This is a genomic window from Streptomyces sp. NPDC056144, from assembly GCF_042264145.1.
Taxonomy (GTDB): Bacteria; Actinomycetota; Actinomycetes; order Streptomycetales; family Streptomycetaceae; genus Streptomyces.
The window spans coordinates 390,553-407,507 of record NZ_JBHJVF010000005.1 but is presented as its reverse complement, the minus strand read 5'-3'; the positions used below and the strand labels follow the sequence as shown (position 1 = coordinate 407,507).

9 protein-coding genes and 1 pseudogene are annotated in these 16,955 nt (G+C 72.7%); 6 read left to right on the top strand and 4 right to left on the bottom strand.

The window, feature by feature from the left end; translation table 11 throughout:
- Positions 1–84 precede the first annotated feature (84 nt).
- The 4 genes and pseudogenes from ACFC0Z_RS18475 to ACFC0Z_RS18460 form a co-directional block, all read left to right on the top strand.
- Positions 85–5,364 (top strand): annotated as a pseudogene (locus ACFC0Z_RS18475) (type I polyketide synthase); the annotation flags it as partial.
- Between the two features lie 45 nt (positions 5,365–5,409).
- Positions 5,410–8,550, top strand: a complete 3,141-nt coding sequence (locus ACFC0Z_RS18470) for a type I polyketide synthase (protein WP_376438730.1) — start codon at positions 5,410–5,412, stop codon at positions 8,548–8,550.
- A 36-nt stretch (positions 8,551–8,586) separates the two neighbouring features.
- Positions 8,587–9,384, top strand: coding sequence for an arylamine N-acetyltransferase (locus tag ACFC0Z_RS18465; RefSeq protein ID WP_376438728.1), 798 nt, complete (start codon positions 8,587–8,589; stop codon positions 9,382–9,384).
- Positions 9,385–9,424: 40 nt separating this feature from the next.
- A complete protein-coding gene (locus ACFC0Z_RS18460) occupies positions 9,425–11,086 on the top strand; it encodes a bifunctional 3-(3-hydroxy-phenyl)propionate/3-hydroxycinnamic acid hydroxylase (protein ID WP_376438725.1) in 1,662 nt (553 codons plus the stop codon).
- 95 nt (positions 11,087–11,181) lie between these two features.
- Here ACFC0Z_RS18460 and ACFC0Z_RS18455 read toward each other — a convergent pair whose 3' ends face one another.
- Positions 11,182–11,601 (bottom strand): winged helix-turn-helix transcriptional regulator, encoded by a 420-nt coding sequence (locus ACFC0Z_RS18455; RefSeq protein WP_376438722.1) that lies wholly within the window; start codon positions 11,599–11,601, stop codon positions 11,182–11,184.
- Positions 11,602–11,810: 209 nt separating this feature from the next.
- Between ACFC0Z_RS18455 and ACFC0Z_RS18450 the strand changes: the two genes are divergently transcribed.
- Both ACFC0Z_RS18450 and ACFC0Z_RS18445 read left to right on the top strand, forming a co-directional pair.
- Positions 11,811–13,229 carry an MFS transporter gene (locus tag ACFC0Z_RS18450; RefSeq protein WP_376438719.1) on the top strand — a complete coding sequence of 473 codons (1,419 nt, stop codon included), beginning with the start codon at positions 11,811–11,813 and terminating at the stop codon, positions 13,227–13,229.
- Positions 13,230–13,345: 116 nt separating this feature from the next.
- Entirely contained in the window at positions 13,346–14,446 is a 1,101-nt protein-coding gene (locus ACFC0Z_RS18445) for a Gfo/Idh/MocA family protein (protein ID WP_376438717.1), read from the top strand.
- Between the two features lie 81 nt (positions 14,447–14,527).
- On the opposite strand, the gene ACFC0Z_RS18440 is transcribed toward ACFC0Z_RS18445, so the two are convergent.
- The 3 genes from ACFC0Z_RS18440 to ACFC0Z_RS18430 form a co-directional block, all read right to left on the bottom strand.
- Entirely contained in the window at positions 14,528–15,328 is an 801-nt protein-coding gene (locus ACFC0Z_RS18440) for a DUF2306 domain-containing protein (protein ID WP_376438714.1), read from the bottom strand.
- A 125-nt stretch (positions 15,329–15,453) separates the two neighbouring features.
- On the bottom strand, positions 15,454–15,675 hold the full coding sequence (locus ACFC0Z_RS18435) for a ferredoxin (protein ID WP_360802920.1): 222 nt from the start codon (positions 15,673–15,675) through the stop codon (positions 15,454–15,456).
- 4 nt (positions 15,676–15,679) lie between these two features.
- The gene (locus ACFC0Z_RS18430; protein ID WP_376438710.1) at positions 15,680–16,942 is read right to left on the bottom strand and encodes a cytochrome P450; all 1,263 of its coding nucleotides are present in this window, start codon (positions 16,940–16,942) and stop codon (positions 15,680–15,682) included.
- Positions 16,943–16,955 lie beyond the last annotated feature (13 nt).

The window sequence follows — 16,955 nt, the reverse complement described above, 5'->3', positions numbered from 1 at the left end:
CCACGACGTCTCCGACGCCTTGAAGGGGCAGACCCGGTCATGTCCAACGAGTCCCACACGACAGCCACCAGCACCACCGACACCGACAACCAGAAGCTCCGCGACTACCTGAAGCGGGCCCTCGTCGACCTGAAGACGGCCAACAAGCGTCTCCGTGACGCCGAGGCGGCCAAGGCCGAGCCCATCGCCATCGTCGGGATGGCCTGCCGCCTCCCCGGCGGGATATCCACCCCCGACGAGCTGTGGCGGCTCGTCGAGGCCGGCGGCGACGCCGTCGCCGGCTTCCCCGAGGACCGCGGCTGGGACCTGGAGCGGCTCTTCGACCCGGACCCGGAGCGCCGGGGCACCTCGTACGTCAGCGAGGGCGGGTTCCTCGACGGCGCCACCGAGTTCGACGCCGGGTTCTTCGGCATCAACCAGCGCGAGGCGCTGTCGATGAACCCGCAGCAGCGCCTGCTCCTCGAAGCCTCCTGGGAGTCCTTCGAGCGGGCCGGCATCAACCCGGCGGGGCTGAAGGGAAGCCGCGTCGGCGTCTACTCCGGCGTCATGTACCACGACTACGCCACGGACATGGAGAACGCCCCGGCCGAGGTCGAGGGGTACCTGAGCACCGGCACGGCCCCCGCCGTCGCCTCCGGCCGCGTCTCCTACACCCTGGGCCTGGAAGGCCCGTCCCTCACCCTGGACACGGCCTGCTCGTCCTCGCTGGTCGCCCTGCACCTCGCGGTGCGGGCGCTGCGGGACGGCGAGATCGACATGGCGCTCGCGGGCGGCGCCGCCATCATGGCGACGCCCGGCACCTTCGTGGAGTTCTCCCGTCAGCGCGGTCTGTCGACCGACGGCCGCTGCAAGGCCTTCGCCGACGCCGCCGACGGCACCGGCTGGGCCGAGGGCGTCGGCGTCATCCTCGTGGAGCGGCTCTCCGACGCGGAGCGCCTCGGCCACACCGTGCTCGCGGTCGTCCGCGGCACGGCGGTCAACCAGGACGGCGCCTCCAACGGTCTCACCGCCCCCAACGGCCCCTCCCAGCAGCGCGTCATCCGTGCCGCACTCAAGAACGCCGGGCTCACCGGCGACGACGTCGACGCGGTCGAGGCGCACGGCACGGGCACCACGCTCGGCGACCCGATCGAGGCGCAGGCGCTCCTCGCCACCTACGGCAAGGGCCGCAAGGCCGAACAGCCGCTGTGGCTCGGCTCGTTGAAGTCGAACATCGGGCACGCCCAGTCGGCGGCCGGTGTCGCCGGCATCATCAAGATGGTCCAGGCGATCCGGCACGGGGTCCTCCCGAAGACCCTGCACGTCGACAAGCCGTCGACGAAGGTCGACTGGGAGGCGGGGGCCGTCGAGCTCCTCACCGAGGCCCGCGCCTGGCCCGAGACGGCCCGCCCGCGCCGCGCCGCCGTCTCGGCGTTCGGCGTGAGCGGCACCAACGCGCACGTCATCATCGAGCAGGCCCCGGAGGCCACCGCCCCGGCCGAGACGCCGACGGCCCCCGGTGTCGTCCCGTGGCTGCTCTCCGCCAAGTCCCCGGCGGCCCTGCGCGAGCAGGGCGGCCGGCTGGCCGCCGCCGCGGGCGGCCTGACCCCCGCCGATGTCGCGCACACCCTGCTGACCTCCCGGGCGCTCTTCTCCGAGCGTGCCGTGGTGATCGGCGAGGAGCAGGAAGGTTTCGCCGCCGGTCTCGGCGCGCTGGCCTCGGGCGCCCCGGCCGCCGAGCTGGTCTCGGGCACGGCCGACGTGGACGGCAAGACGGCGTTCGTCTTCCCCGGCCAGGGCCACCAGTGGGCCGGCATGGGCGCCCGCCTGATCGGCTCCTCCCCGGTCTTCGCCGAGGCGATCGAGGAGTGCGCCAAGGCCTTCGAGCCGTACGTCGACTGGAACCTCCTCGACGTCGTCTGCCAGACCCCCGACGCCCCCGCCTTCGACCGCGTGGACGTCGTCCAGCCCGCCTCCTTCGCCATCATGGTGTCGCTGGCCCGGCTCTGGCAGCACCACGGTGTCACCCCCGACGCCGTCATCGGCCACTCCCAGGGCGAGATCGCCGCGGCCCACATCGCGGGGGCGCTCACCCTCGACGACGCCGCCCGGATCGTGACCCTGCGCAGCCAGGCCATCGGCGCCCACCTCGCCGGACTCGGCGGCATGATGTCCGTGCCGCTGCCGCTGGCGGACGTGGAGGCGCGCCTCACCGCCTACGCGGGCCGCATAGAGATCGCCGCCGTCAACGGCCCCACCTCCACGGTCGTCGCCGGTGACGCCGACGCCCTCGACGAACTCCACACCGCGTACGAGGCGGAGGGCGTCCGCGCCCGCAAGATCCCCGTCGACTACGCCTCCCACACCAGCCACGTCGAGCGGATCGAGGACGAACTCGCCCGCGTGCTCGCCGAGGTGGCGCCCCGCGCGGCCGAGGTCCCGCTCTTCTCGACGCTGCACGCGGACTGGCTCGACACCACCGCCATGGGCGCCGGGTACTGGTACAGCAACCTGCGCCACCAGGTCCGCTTCGGCGAGTCCGTCGAGAAGCTCGTCGCCGAGGACTTCCGGGTCTTCGTCGAGGTCAGCGCCCACCCGGTGGTCTCCATGGCGGTCCAGGACGTCCTGGACACCCACGCCGACTCCCCCTTCGTCACCACCGGCACCCTGCGCCGGGGCGAGGACACGACGACCCGCTTCCTCACCTCGCTCGCGAGCCTGCACGTCCGGGGCGTCGAGGTCGACTGGGCGCCGACGCTCGCCGACGCCCGTCCGCGCCTGGTCGAGCTGCCCACGTACGCCTTCCAGCGCAGCCGTTACTGGCTGGAGAAGTCCGACAAGGCCGGCGACGTCGGTTCCGCCGGGCTCGACGCGGCGGAGCACCCGCTGCTCGGCGCCTTGGTCGAACTCCCCGACACGGGCGGGATCCTGGCCACCGGCCGGCTGTCCCTGAAGAGCCACCCGTGGCTCGCCGACCACGCCGTCGCGGGCACCGTCCTGCTGCCCGGCACGGCGCTCGTGGAGCTGGCCGTCCGCGCCGGCGACGAGGCGGGCACCGGCGTCCTCGACGAGCTGGTCATCGAGGCCCCGCTGACGCTCCCGGCCTCGGGCGCGGTCCGCGTCCAGGTGGCCGTCGGCGCGCTCGACACGTTCGGCCGTCGCCCGGTGACCGTCCACTCGCGCGCCGAGGACGCCGAGGCCGCCGGTTCGTGGGTCCGCCACGCCACCGGCTTCACCTCCGCGTCGGCGGCCCCGCGGGCGGAGGCGTACGACTTCGGCGTCTGGCCGCCGAAGGGCGCCGAGGGGCTGTCCGTCGAGGACTTCTACGACCTGCGCTTCGCGGCAGGGTACGAGTACGGGCCCGCGTTCCAGGGTCTGCGGGCGGTCTGGCGCCGGGGCGAGGAGCTGTTCGCCGAGGTCGCGCTCCCGGACGGGGCCGCCGACGAGGCCGCCGCGTTCGGCCTGCACCCGGCGCTGCTCGACGCGGCCCTGCACACGGCGGCCTTCGGCACCGGCCCCCAGGCCGACGAGGGCACGACGCTGCTGCCGTTCTCCTGGAACGGCGTGGCCCTGCACGCCACCGGCGCGAACCGGCTGCGGATCCGGCTGGCCCCGCAGGGCGGCGAGACGGTCGTCATCGAGGCGGCCGACGCCACCGGCGCCCCCGTCGCCACGGTCGGCGGCCTCACCTTCCGCGCGGTCGACGCGAGCCGGCTCGGCGAGGGGCAGGACCCGCTGCGGGACTCCCTGTTCCGCCTGGAGTGGCAGGAGATCGCCGCTCCCGCCTCCGCGCAGAGCCCGGACTGGCCGGTCCTGGACCTGACCGGCGGCGCCGAGGACGTCCGGACGCTGGCCGGCCACGCCCTCACCGCCGTCCAGGCCCACCTGGACACCGCCCCCGACGAGACCCGTCTCGTCGTCCTGACCCGGGGCGCGCTCGACGACCCGGCGCAGGCCGCCGTGTGGGGCCTGGTCCGCACCGCGCAGAACGAGCACCCGGACCGCCTGGTCCTGGTCGACACCGACGACCGGTCCGCCCCGCTCCTGAAGGCCGCGCTGGCCACCGGCGAGCCCCAGCTCGCCCTGACCGGCGGGAGGATCACCGTCCCGCGCCTGGCCCGCACGAGCGTCCCGGAGGCGGGCAGCCCGCTCGACCCGGACGGCACGGTCCTGATCACCGGCGGCACCGGCACCCTCGGCGCCCTCACCGCCCGCCACCTGATCACCGAGCACGGCATCAAGCACCTCCAGCTGATCAGCCGTCGCGGCCCGGCCTCCCCGGGCGCCGCCGAACTCCACGCGGAGCTGACGGCCCTCGGCGCGACGGTCACCGTCACGGCGACCGACGCCGGCGACGCCGGCCAGGTCGCGGCCCTGCTCGCCACGGTCGACCCGGCGCACCCGCTCACCGCCGTCATCCACACGGCCGGTGTGCTCGACGACGCCACCGTCACCGCCCAGACCGCCCGCCACCTCGACACCGTCCTCACCCCGAAGACGGACGCCGCCGAGGTGCTCCACGCGGCCACGAAGGACCTCGGCCTCGCCGCCTTCGTCCTCTTCTCCTCCGCCGCCGGCACCCTCGGCAACCCCGGCCAGGCCAACTACGCCGCCGCCAACGCCGCCCTCGACGCATACGCCCACAAGCTCCGCGCCGAAGGCACCCCGGCCGTCTCCCTGGCCTGGGGCCTGTGGGGCGACGCGAGCGGCATGACCGGGCACCTGGACAGCGGCGACCAGACCCGCATGAGCCGCCAGGGCGCCTCCGCGCTGACCGCCGAGGAGGGCATGGCGCTCCTCGACGCGGGCCTGCGCTCCCCGCACCCGGCGCTCGTCACCAGCAAGATGAACTTCCCCGCCCTGCGGCAGGCGGCGGCGGACGGCAGCCTCCAGGTCGTCCTCCAGGGGCTCGTCCGGGTCCCCCGCAAGGCCGCGCACAGCGCGGAGGCCGGCGAGGAGTCCCTCGCCGACCAGCTCGCCGCGCTCCCCGTGGCCGACCGGCAGCGCCGCCTGCTCGACCTCGTACGGAGCCACGCGTCGACCGTCCTCGGCGACACGCCCATCCGGGCCGAACAGCCCTTCAAGGACGTCGGCTTCGACTCCCTCACCGCCGTCGAGCTGCGCAACCGGCTCGCCACGGCGACCGGCATCCGCCTCCCGGCGACGCTGATCTTCGACTACCCGACCCCGGCCGCGCTGACCCGGCACCTGCTCTCCGAGCTGGTCCCCGACACCGACGCGACGGCCGACGACCTCCAGGCCGACGGGATCCCCGCGCAGTCGACCGCCGAGGCCGAGGCGGCCACCGCCGAGGAACTCGACCGGATCGCCTCGATGGACGCCGACGATCTCGTGGCCCGCGCCCTGGGCGCCATCGGCAACTGACGCCGACCGACCGATACCTACGGACTGTTGACAGTGGAGGACACGATGGGAACGCCCAGCGACAAGCTCGTGGAGGCGCTGCGCGCCTCGCTCATGGAGAACGAGCGGCTCAAGCTGGAGAACCAGCGGATCACGGACGCGGCCCGCGAGCCGATCGCCCTGGTCGGCATGGCCTGCCGGCTCCCCGGCGGGGTGTCGACGCCCGAGGAGCTGTGGCGCCTGGTCGACGCGGGCGGGGACGCCGTCTCCGGCTTCCCCGAGACCCGGGGCTGGGACCTGGAGCGGCTCTTCGACCCGGACCCGGAGCGGCCGGGGACCTCGTACGTCAGCGAGGGCGGGTTCCTGCACGAGGCGGGCGAGTTCGACGCCGGCTTCTTCGGGATCTCGCCGCGCGAGGCGCTCGCGATGGACCCGCAGCAGCGGCTGCTCCTGGAGACCTCCTGGGAGGCGTTCGAGCGGGCCGGGATCGACCCGAGCGCGCTCGGCGGCAGCCGGGTCGGCGTGTACTCGGGCGTGATGTACCACGACTACGCGCCGGGTCTGGAGTTCTCCCCGAAGGGCCTGGAGGGCTTCCTCGGGACCGGCAACTCCGGCAGCGTGGCCTCGGGCCGCGTCGCGTACACGCTGGGTCTCGAAGGCCCCGCGATCACCGTGGACACGGCCTGCTCCTCCTCGCTGGTCGCCCTGCACCTCGCGGTGCAGGCGCTGCGCAACGGCGAGATCGACATGGCCCTCGCGGGCGGCGCCGCCGTCATGGGCACGCCGGGCGTCTTCGTCGAGTTCTCGACGCAGCGCGGTCTGTCGGAGGACGGCCGCTGCAAGGCCTTCGCGGAGGCCGCCGACGGCACCGGCTGGGCCGAGGGCGTCGGCGTGCTCCTCGTGGAGCGGCTCTCCGACGCCGAGCGCCTGGGCCACCCGGTCCTCGCGGTCGTGCGCGGTTCGGCGGTCAACCAGGACGGCGCCTCCAACGGCCTCACCGCCCCCAACGGCCCGTCCCAGCAGCGGGTGATCCGCGCCGCGCTCAAGAACGCCGGTCTGACCGCCGCCGACGTCGACACGGTCGAGGCGCACGGCACGGGCACCACGCTCGGCGACCCGATCGAGGCCCAGGCGCTCCTGGCCACCTACGGCAAGGGGCGGGACGCCGATCAGCCGCTGTGGCTCGGCTCGCTCAAGTCGAACATCGGGCACGCGCAGTCGGCGGCCGGTGTCGCCGGCATCATCAAGATGGTCGAGGCGATCCGCCACGGTGTGCTGCCGAAGACCCTGCACGTGGACGAGCCGTCGACGAAGGTCGACTGGTCGGCCGGCGCGGTGGAGCTGCTCACCGAGGCCCGCCCGTGGCCGGAGCTCGACCGTCCGCGCCGGGCGGCCGTCTCCTCCTTCGGCGTGAGCGGCACCAACGCCCACGTCATCATCGAGCAGGCGCCGGAGAAGGCCGTCGAGGAGGCGCCGGCTCAGGATTCGGCCGCCCCCGCGGCCCTCCCCTGGCTGCTCTCCGCCAAGAACGCGGGCGCCCTGCGCGCCCAGGCGGAGCGGCTGCTCACCGGTGCCGAGCGGCTCGACTCCGTGGCGGTCGGCCACGCGCTCGCCTTCGGGCGGGCCCGGCTCGACCGGCGCGCGGTGGTCGTGGGCACGGACCGCGAGGAGCTCAACGGCGGCCTGAAGGCGCTCGCCGCGGGCGAGTCGTCGCCGCTGGTCGTCTCGGGCACGGCGGACGTGGACGGCAAGACGGCGTTCGTCTTCCCCGGCCAGGGCCACCAGTGGGCCGGCATGGGCGCCACGCTCCTCGACTCCTCCCCGGTGTTCGCCGCGGCGATCGAGGAGTGCGCCACGGCCCTGTCCGCGTACGTGGACTGGAACCTGCTCGACGTCCTCCGCCAGGCCCCCGACGCCCCCGCCTTCGACCGCGTGGACGTCGTCCAGCCCGCCTCCTTCGCCATCATGGTGTCCCTCGCGCGGCTCTGGCAGCACCACGGGCTCGTCCCGGACGCCGTCATCGGCCACTCCCAGGGCGAGATCGCGGCGGCCCACATCGCGGGGGCGCTCACCCTCGACGACGCCGCCCGTGTCGTGACCCTGCGCAGCCAGGCCATCGGCGCCCACCTCGCCGGTCTCGGCGGCATGATGTCGGTACCTCTGCCGCTGGCGGACGTGGAGAACCGCCTCACCGCCTACGCGGGCCGCATAGAGATCGCCGCCGTCAACGGCCCCACCTCCACCGTGGTCGCCGGAAACGCCGACGCCCTCGACGAGCTGCACGCCGCGTACGAGGCGGAGGGCGTCCGCGCCCGCAAGATCCCCGTGGACTACGCTTCCCACACGAGCCACGTCGAGCGGATCGAGGACGAACTTTCCCTCGTGCTCGACGGGTTGGCGCCCACCGCCCCGCAGATCCCGATGTTCTCGACCCTGCGCGCCACCTGGCTCGACGGCGGGACCCGCCTGGACCGCACGTACTGGTACGAGAACCTCCGCCACCAGGTCCGCTTCGGCGAGTCCGTCGAGCAGCTCGTCGCCGACGGCTTCCGGGTCTTCGTCGAGGTCAGCGCCCACCCGGTGCTCAACATGCCGGTGCGCGAGATCGCCGAGAGCCGGGCCGGCGCCCCCACCGTGGTCGGCGGGACGCTCCGCCGGAACGACGGCGACCTCCAGCGCTTCCTGACCTCCGCCGCCGAACTGCACGTGCGCGGCGCGGTCCTCGACTGGGCCCCGGCGCTCGGCGGGGCGAAGCCCGCCCACGTCGAACTCCCCACCTATCCCTTCCAGCGCCGCCAGTACTGGCTCGCGCAGGTCCAGCCCTCCGGCGCCGTCGCCGGGGAGCTGTCGGCCGCAGACCTCATCGACCCCGAGAAGGAGAACGCCATGACGTCGTCCGAGGAATCGTTCGCCGAGCGGATCGCCGGCCTGGCCGGCGAGGAGCGCGTCGAGGCGCTGCTCGACCTGGTGCGGACCGAGACGGCCGCCGTCCTCGGGCACGCGACGCCGGACGACGTCGACGACGACGAGGCCTTCTTCGACGTCGGCTTCAACTCGCTGACCGCCGTGGAGCTGCGCAACCGCCTCGCCGAGGAACTCGCCGTCGAGCTGCCCGTGATGCTGCTCTTCGACCACCCGACGCCGTCGATGGTGGCCGAGTTCCTGCTCACCAAGGTCGCCGAGCCGGCCGCCGCCGCCCAGGCCTGACACCCCCTTCTTCTTCCACCAGACACGGAGACCCTCATGTTCGACATCGACGACTACCTCGGGAAACTCGGCCACACCGGTCCGCTCCCGGAGCCGACCCTGGAGACCCTGCGGGTCCTGCACCACGCCCACATGCGGGTGGTCCCCTTCGACAACTTCCTCAACGCCGAGCGCGGCACCCGGATCTGGGAGGGCGTCGACATCGACGTCGACCTGGTCTACAAGGAGGTCGTCACCGGCGGGCGCGGCGGCGTCTGCTACGAACTCAACGGCCTGTTCCGGGCGTTGCTCGGCCGTCTCGGCTTCGAGGTGGTCGTCCTCTCGGCCGGCGTGCGCGGCGCGGACGGCAGCTTCGGCCCCGAGCTGGAGCACCTCTTCAACGGGGTCCGGATCGACGGCGAGTGGTACGTCGCGGACGTCGGCTTCTCCGGCCCGTCGCTGATCGAGCCGGTGCGGGTCTCGCCGGAGCCGCAGGAGCAGTACGGCAGCGAGTTCCGGATCACGGAGACCTCGGCGGCCGACCCGGACGGGGAGGGCTTCCACTACCTGGAGCGCCGGGCGCGGGACGGCGAGTGGGGCACGATCCACCGCTTCCGGCTCCAGCCGCGCCACTTCTCGGAGTGGCTGGAGGCCGACAACCCGGTGCTCGACGCGTACGCCCAGATGCTGGCGGCGAACGTCACGTACATCCGCGGGCGGGCCCTGGAGAACGGTCAGCTCACGCTGACCGGCCGGCGGCTGCTGACGGTGGAGGACGGGCGGGAGACGGTCCGGGTGCTGGTGAAGCAGCCCGACCTCGACGCCGTCATCAACACCATCCTGCTGCAGGACTGATCCCGACCGACCTGCCCTGTCCGGGCGAGAGGAGAGAACGATGGCTGCGTCGGCTGTGAGCGACGCGTGGTGGCCCGAGGACGAGGCCGATCTGCTGGTGGTCGGCTACGGGCCGGTGGGGCAGGTGCTCGCGAACCTGATGGCCCAGCGGGGCCGCCGGGTGATCGTGGTGGAGCGGCACGCCAAGCCGTACACGATGCCGCGCGCGGTGGCGTTCGACGGGGAGGCGGCCCGCGTCCTCGCGACGGCGGGGGTCGCCGACCACCTGACGTCGGTCGGCGAGCCGTCCGGCGACTACATGTGGCGCAACGGCGCCGGCCAGGACCTGCTGTACATCGGGGCGGCGGAGGTGCACGGCCGCAACGGCTGGCCCGAGTCGACGTCGATGTACCAGCCGGGCCTGGAGACGGCGCTGATCGAGCGCGGGGCGGAGCTGCCGCAGCTGACGGTGGTGCGCGGGTACGAGGCCGTGGACCTGGTGGAGACGGGCGACGGCGTCGAGCTGGCGGTCCAGGACCGGGAGGGCGTCCGGCGGACGCTGCGCGGCAAGTGGATCGTGGGCTGCGACGGCGCCAACAGCTTCGTCCGGCGCAGGATCGGTTCGCCGGCGGTCGACCTGGACTTCCACCACGAGTGGCTGATCTGCGACCTGATCCTGCACGACCGGCGGGAGTTCACCCCGAACAACCTCCAGATCTGCGACCCGGCCCGGCCGCGCACCCAGGTGTCGGCGGGCCCCGGGCACCGGCGGTGGGAGTTCATGCTCCTGCCGGGCGAGACCAAGGAGGAGATGGACACGGCGGACACGGCGTGGCGCCTCCTGGAGCTCTGCGGGATCTCGCGCGAGGACGGGATCATGGAGCGGCACGCGGTGTACACGTTCCAGGCGTCCACGGTGAAGGAGTGGCGCTCGGGACGGCTGCTGATCGCCGGCGACGCGGCGCACCTGATGCCGCCGTTCGCGGGGCAGGGCATGAGCTCGGGCTTCCGGGACGTGGCGAACCTGGTGTGGAAGCTGGACCTGGTGCTGTCCGGGCTCGCGGACGAGTCGCTGCTCGACTCGTATCCGGAGGAGCGGCGGGCGCACGTCCAGCACGCGATCACGATGTCGATGAACCTCGGCAAGGTCATCTGCCAGACGGACGCGAAGGCGGCGGCGGACCGGGACGAGGTGATGATCGCGGCCCGTGAGCGGAACCTGGCGCGGCCGCAGCAGTCGCCGTTCCAGCCGCTGACGAAGGGTCTGCTGGCCCGGGACGCGAAGGGCCGGCGGCGGCCGGGCTCGGGCGACCAGGTGCCGCAGCCGCGGGTGGCGGCGGCGGACGGGACGACGGGCCTCTTCGACGAGGTCGTGGGCCGCGGGTTCGTGTTCGTCTCCCGCGACAACCCGGCGGATCAACTGGATGCCGGACGACGGGAGTTCCTCGACCGTCTCGGTGCCCGCCTGGTGTGGCTCCGCGACGCGGACGCCGTCCTCGATGCCCCCGTCGAGGGCGTCGTGCAGGTCCGTGACGTCGAGGGCGCCTTCACGGCGTACGTGGACGGGATCGGCGGCGCGGCGGGTCTGGGCGGCGAAAGGGCCCGGACGGTCCTGGTCCGGCCCGACACCTACGTGTACGGCGCGGCCTTCGACACGGCCTCCGCCGAGCAGCTCGTCGACGGGCTGCGCGAGCGGCTGACGGCTCCCGCGCCGGTGGCGTGAGTCCGGTGACGCGGGCGCCCCTCACCCCTGTGCGGGGCGCCCCGTCGCCGGCCTCCTCGCCGGCCTCCTCGCCGGCCCCGTCGCCGGCAACCGGCTCAGCTCGCCGCGGCGGCCATCAGGTCGTAGTCCTGGCGGGCCCGGTCGATCTCCTCGACGTGCCGTTCGGCCCAGCCGCTGAGGCCGACGAGCGAGTCGTACAGCTCGCGCGCCATCGGCGTCGCCGTGTACTCGACCTTCGGCGGCACCGTCGGGTAGACGGTGCGGGTCAGCAGGCCGTCCCGCTCCAGATTGCGCAGGGTCAGCGTCAGCATGCGGCGGCTGATGCCCTTGACCTGACGCTCCAGCTCGGTGAAACGGGCCGGGCCCTGCGTGGTGACGAGCAGGATGCCGATGCTCCACTTCCCGCTGACCCTGCCGAGCACTTCCAGCACCGAACAGGCGGCCTGCGCGGCAGGAGTTTCGCACTCCTTCAACGCGCTGACCTCGGCGGTCACATCGGTGTTCCCCTGAGACATAAAAGTGCCTCCTTCCACTCCGGTTCATGGTCCCAGACCATGTTCTCTGTAACAAGACGTGCACTTAGGCAGCCGCCCTGAGTGCAGCCGCACTTGTCAGCCCACGTGCAGCACATCCCCTGAACCCCCGAATCCCCCGAAAGAAGAGACCTGTGACTTCAGAGACGAAATCCAGCTCGCGCGGGCTGGCGCTCGCCATTCTCTGCGCCATGCAGTTGATGATCGTCCTGGACGGGACGATCGTGACGGTCGCCCTGCCCACCATCCAGAGCGAACTGGGCTTCACCCAGGGCGGTCTGTCCTGGGTCGTGAACTCGTACCTCATCGCCTTCGCCGGCCTGCTGCTCCTCTCCGGCCGCCTGGGCGACCTCATCGGCACCAAGAAGGTCTTCCTCTCCGGCCTGGTGACCTTCACCCTCGCCTCGCTGCTGTGCGGCATCGCCACCAACTCGGAGATGCTGATCGCCGGCCGCTTCCTCCAGGGCGTGGGCGCGGCACTGGCTTCCGCCGTGGTCCTCGGCATGATCATCGGGCTCTACTCGGAGCCCGCCGAGCAGGTCAAGGCCATGGGCATCTACGGCTTCGTCTCCGCGGGCGGCGCCTCGCTCGGTCTGATCGCCGGTGGCGTCATCACCGAGACGCTGGGCTGGCACTGGGTGTTCCTCATCAACCTGCCGATCGGCGCGGTCGCCCTGGTCTCCGGTCTGAAGCTGCTCCAGGGCCGTCCGGGCCTCGGCCTCAAGGCCGGTGCCGACGCGATCGGCGCGGTCCTGGTCACCGCCGGCCTCTCGCTGGGCGTCTTCACCATCTCGCAGATCTCCGACGAGAACTTCACCGCCGGTGAGCTCTCGGTCTACGGCGCGCTCGCGGTCGTCCTCCTCGTCGCCTTCCTCGTCCGCCAGGCCAAGGCGGCGCGTCCGCTGCTCGCCCTGCGCATCTTCCGCAACCGCGAGATCTCCGGCGCCAACCTGACGGTCGTCCTGCTCTTCGCGGCCGGTTTCGGCTTCCAGTTCCTCAACGCCCTGTACCTCCAGCGCATCCTCGGCTTCGACTCGATGGAGACCGGCCTCGGCTTCCTCCCGGCGCCGATCGTCATCGGCACCATGTCGCTCTTCTTCACCTCGAAGCTGACCGCCAAGTTCGGCACCCGCAAGGTCCTCCTCTCCGGTCTCTTCTTCCTCTCCATCGGTCTGCTCCTGCTCAGCCGGGCGCCCGTCGACGGCAGCTACGCCGCCGACGTCCTGCCGACGCTGATCATCCAGGGCTTCGGCATGGGCCTCACCGTCCCGGCCGTCATCATGCGGGCCATGTCCGCCGCCGCCCCGGAGGACGCCGGTCTCGCCTCCGGCCTCAACACCACCGCCCAGCAGGCCGGTGCCGCCGTCGGCCTCGCGGTCCTCGCCACGGTCGCCACCACCTACAGCAACAACCTGATCGCCGAGGGCACCGCGCAGGTCCAGGCCCTCCGGGACGGCTACAGCCTCGGCTTCATGCTCTCCGCCGGCTTCGTCCTCGCCGCCTGGCTCGTGACCTTCTTCGTCCTGCGGGACAAGCCGGCCGCCGCCCAGGCCGCCGACAAGCCCGCCGAGCAGGCCGCCGTTCCCGCCGAGCCCGTCGTGGTCCACTGACACCGACGGACCGGACACTCTCGGAGCGGGGCGCGACCGGTGAGGAACACCGGTCGCGCCCCGCTCCGTTCACCAGCAGACTCGACCAGAACAACGAAAGATCAAGGGGTTTCACCGTGGCGGACAGGATCCGAGTGGGAGTGGTCGGGGCGCACGCCGAACGCGGCTGGGGACGGGCCATCCACCTCCCCGCCCTCGCGGCCTCGCCGGACGACTACGAGATCACCGCGGTCGCCGGGACCAGCCAGGAGTCGGCCCGTGCCGCCGCCGGGGTGTGGGGCGCCCGGCACGCCTTCGACGACGCCCGCGCCCTGATGGAGCACCCGGAGGTGGACCTCGTCACCATCGCCGTACAACTCCCGCAGCGGGACGGCCTGGTGGACGCGGCCCTCGCGGCCGGCAAGCACGTGTACAGCGAGTGGCCCCTCGCCCTCGACGCGGAGACCGCCGAGCGGTTCCGCGCGGGCGCGGCGGCGGCCGGCGTCCAGGCGGCGGTCGGGCTCCAGTCCCGGCACCACCCGATGGTCCGGTACCTGCGCGACCTCATCGCGGAGGGCGTGATCGGGGACGTGCTGTCGGCCTCGCTGACGTACTCGATCTCCTCCCCCGAGGTCTGGTCGCAGCGGTACGCCAACCTCTTCGACCACACCAAGGGCGTCAACCACGTGGCCGTCATCGGCGGCCACTCGCTCGACATGTTCGGCTCCGCCGTCGGCGGCTTCACCGAGCTGTCCGCGACCCTGACGACCCGGATCCCCACCATCACCATCCAGGAGACCGGCGCGCCCCTCGCGGTGACCTCGCCGGACCAGATCGTGGTGGCGGGCCTCCTGGAGTCGGGCGCCGCGGCCTCCGCCCACTTCATGACGGGCGGACCGCGCGGCGACGGCTTCCGCATCGAGGTGCACGGGCGGGCCGGCCGGTTCGTGCTCCGCTCCACCGACGACTCGCTCGTGGCGCCCACCTGGGTCCTCACGCTCGCCGAGGCGAACGGCGGACCGGTCGAGACGCTCGAACTCCCCCACCGCTACGCCCCCGCGCTCGGCGGCGTGATGTCGGCCGTGAGCAACGTGCACCAGGTGTACGGGGACCTCGCGCGGGCCATCCGTACCGGCGAGTCCTTCGACCCGGACTTCGCCACCGCCGTCCGCACCCACCGCACGCTCGACGCGATCAAGCGGTCCGCGGCGACCGGCGAGCGGCAGCGGCTCGTCTGACGGACCGAACGGTTCCGCGTACGACGGAGGCCGCCTCCAGGCTCTGGAGGCGGCCTCCGTCGTGTACTCCCCCCGGGGGAGTCAGGACGTCGTGGACGACTTCGCGAGCGCGGCCTTGCGCCGGGCCTCGCGGGCCTTGTAGCGGGCCGTGGCGCCCCGCTCGATCAGCCACCACTCGGCGATGAGCAGCGGGATGATCCAGCCCGGCCAGGACGCGAGTCCGGCACGGGCCTGACCCCAGGCGATCAGGGTCGGGATGTCGGTGGTGACCGGCGGCGGCAGCAGCGTGTAGTCGTAGATCACGCCGAGGACGCGGCTGACGATGATCGACATCGTCAGGGCGAAGCTGCGCACCATCCAGCGCTTGTGCTCGTCCATCCGGCCCTGGAGCGCCATCCGGAAGCCCATGAGGGCGGTGAAGACCCACAGCGTGGACGAGGTGACGGTGGCCAGCTGCATGATGAGGCCGGACGGGCTGGCGATCGCGGAGGCGACGCCGGCGATCGAGGACGGCACCACACCGGCGAAGACGTAGAGACGGCCGCTGGTCCGGTGGACCTGCGGGTAACGGTCGCGCAGCACCGGCCACACCTGGAGGCAGCAGGTCACCAGGGCGATGGTGCCGCACAGGATGTGGGTCACGAGGACCGGGTAGTGCCAGGCGTAGTTCGGGTTCGCCGGGATCTTGGAGGTCGCCGGGTCGAAGGTGAGGTAGGGCGGCACCGCGTAGACGATGAATATCGCGGCCACGGTCGCGAGCGGGCCGACCCAGGGGCGACGCCACCAGCTGACGGACGGGGTGCCGGGACCGGTGCCAGAGCCGGAACCGGAGGGCCGCCCGGTGGCGGACTTTCTCTCCGGCTCGGTCGTCGTGATCGTCACGACCGTTCTCCTGTCTTGATGGTCAGGGAGTGTGGGGAGGGGAGGGGGGAGACTTCCGGGCCGCCGCGCGCGGCGGTGCGGCGGCGGCCCGGGAGACGTCCGGCCGTACGGTGGGGACGTACGGCTCAGTCGAGCGCGACGAGGGATTCGCCGGTGGCCTCGACGGTGATGTTGATCGCCCGGTAGGGGCAGTAGTCGGCCGCGTCCAGCACGTCCTCGTCCGGTTCGACGAGGGCCTCGACGGGGACGGCCTTGCCGTTCTCCAGCCGGAAGCGGTCGGGCAGGTTGCCGTTGCAGAGACCGGCACCCATGCAGGCGTGCTGGTCGACCTCGATGCGCCAGGTCATCGGGTCACCACCGGACGGGCAGGGCGGCGACGCCGCGCACCACGTTGTCGGTCTTCCAGGGGACCTCCGCGGCGGGAACGGCGAGTTCGAGCTCGGGCAGCCGGCGGAGCAGGGTGCCGATGGCGACCTGGAGCTCCAGGCGGGCCAGCGGGGCGCCCAGGCAGTGGTGGATGCCGTGGCCGAACGCGATGTGCGGGTTGTGCTCGCGGGTGAGGTCGAGCTCCTCGGGGTTCTCGAAGACCCGCGGGTCGCGGTTGCCGACCGCCGGGAAGATCATGACGGCCTCGCCGGCCTTCACGAGCTGGCCGCCGAGTTCGAGGTCCTCGGTGGCGATGCGGGTGTTCTCCGAGTAGGGGCTGAGCGGGGTGACGCGCAGCAGCTCCTCGATGGCCTTGTTGAGCAGCTCGGGGCTGTCGACCAGGCGCTGCCACTCCTCGCGGCGGTCGAGCAGGATGTACAGGTGGTTGGCGAGCTGGTTCGCCGTGGTGTGGTGGCCGGTCGCGAGGAGCGCGATCGACATGGTGATCAGCTCCTCCTCACTCAGCTTGTCCTCCTCGTCGCGGGCGGCGACGAGGGCGGACAGCAGGTCGTCGCCGGGCTCGGCGCGCCGCTTGGCGATGAGGTCGGCCATGTAGTCCGGGAGCTTCTCGAAGCGGGCTTCGTTCATCTCCTCGACCGTGTACTCGTCGCCGAGGGTCAGCCAGGTGTCGATCCAGGCGCGGAACTTGTAGTGGTCCTCCAGCGGGACGTCGAGCATCTCGCAGATGACGGTGATCGGCAGCATCCAGGCGTACTGGGAGGCCAGGTCGCCGGTGTTGCCGCCGGCCAGCATCTTGTCGAGCAGCTCGTCGGCGATCTCCTGGGCGCGCGGGCGGATCTGCTCCACCCGGCGGACGGTGAACGCCTTGGCGACGAGCTTGCGCAGACGGCCGTGCTCCGGGTCGTCCATGCTGATGATGTTCAGCTCTTCGAAGGTCTTGCGGACCCGGGGCACGTCCTTGCCGACGGTCGCCTCGCGGCTGAACCGGGGGTCGGCGAGGACCGTCTTGACGTCGGCGTGGCGGGTGGCGAGCCACGCCTCGCCGCCGTAGATCATGTCGACGCGGGTGAGCGCCGCCTCCTCGCGCACCTGGGCGTAGGCCGGGTGCAGGTCGGTGGCGACGGGCTCACCGAAGGGGTAGGCCGGGATCTTGCCGTGCATGGGGCAGCCCGGAGGGGGCGTGGCGGCCGCCTGGAGCTCGCCGGTCTCGTTCTCGGTGACCGTCATCGCAAAAGCCTCT

Bases quoted from the DNA above. Each gene is read 5' to 3' on its own strand.
- ACFC0Z_RS18470 (WP_376438730.1), top strand. From the start codon at position 5,410: ATGGGAACGCCCAGCGACAAGCTCGTGGAGGCGCTGCGCGCCTCGCTC.
- ACFC0Z_RS18455 (WP_376438722.1), bottom strand. From the start codon at position 11,601: ATGTCTCAGGGGAACACCGATGTGACCGCCGAGGTCAGCGCGTTGAAG.
- ACFC0Z_RS18435 (WP_360802920.1), bottom strand. From the start codon at position 15,675: ATGACCTGGCGCATCGAGGTCGACCAGCACGCCTGCATGGGTGCCGGT.
- ACFC0Z_RS18460 (WP_376438725.1), top strand. From the start codon at position 9,425: ATGGCTGCGTCGGCTGTGAGCGACGCGTGGTGGCCCGAGGACGAGGCC.
- ACFC0Z_RS18450 (WP_376438719.1), top strand. From the start codon at position 11,811: ATGCAGTTGATGATCGTCCTGGACGGGACGATCGTGACGGTCGCCCTG.
- ACFC0Z_RS18430 (WP_376438710.1), bottom strand. From the start codon at position 16,942: ATGACGGTCACCGAGAACGAGACCGGCGAGCTCCAGGCGGCCGCCACG.
- ACFC0Z_RS18465 (WP_376438728.1), top strand. From the start codon at position 8,587: ATGTTCGACATCGACGACTACCTCGGGAAACTCGGCCACACCGGTCCG.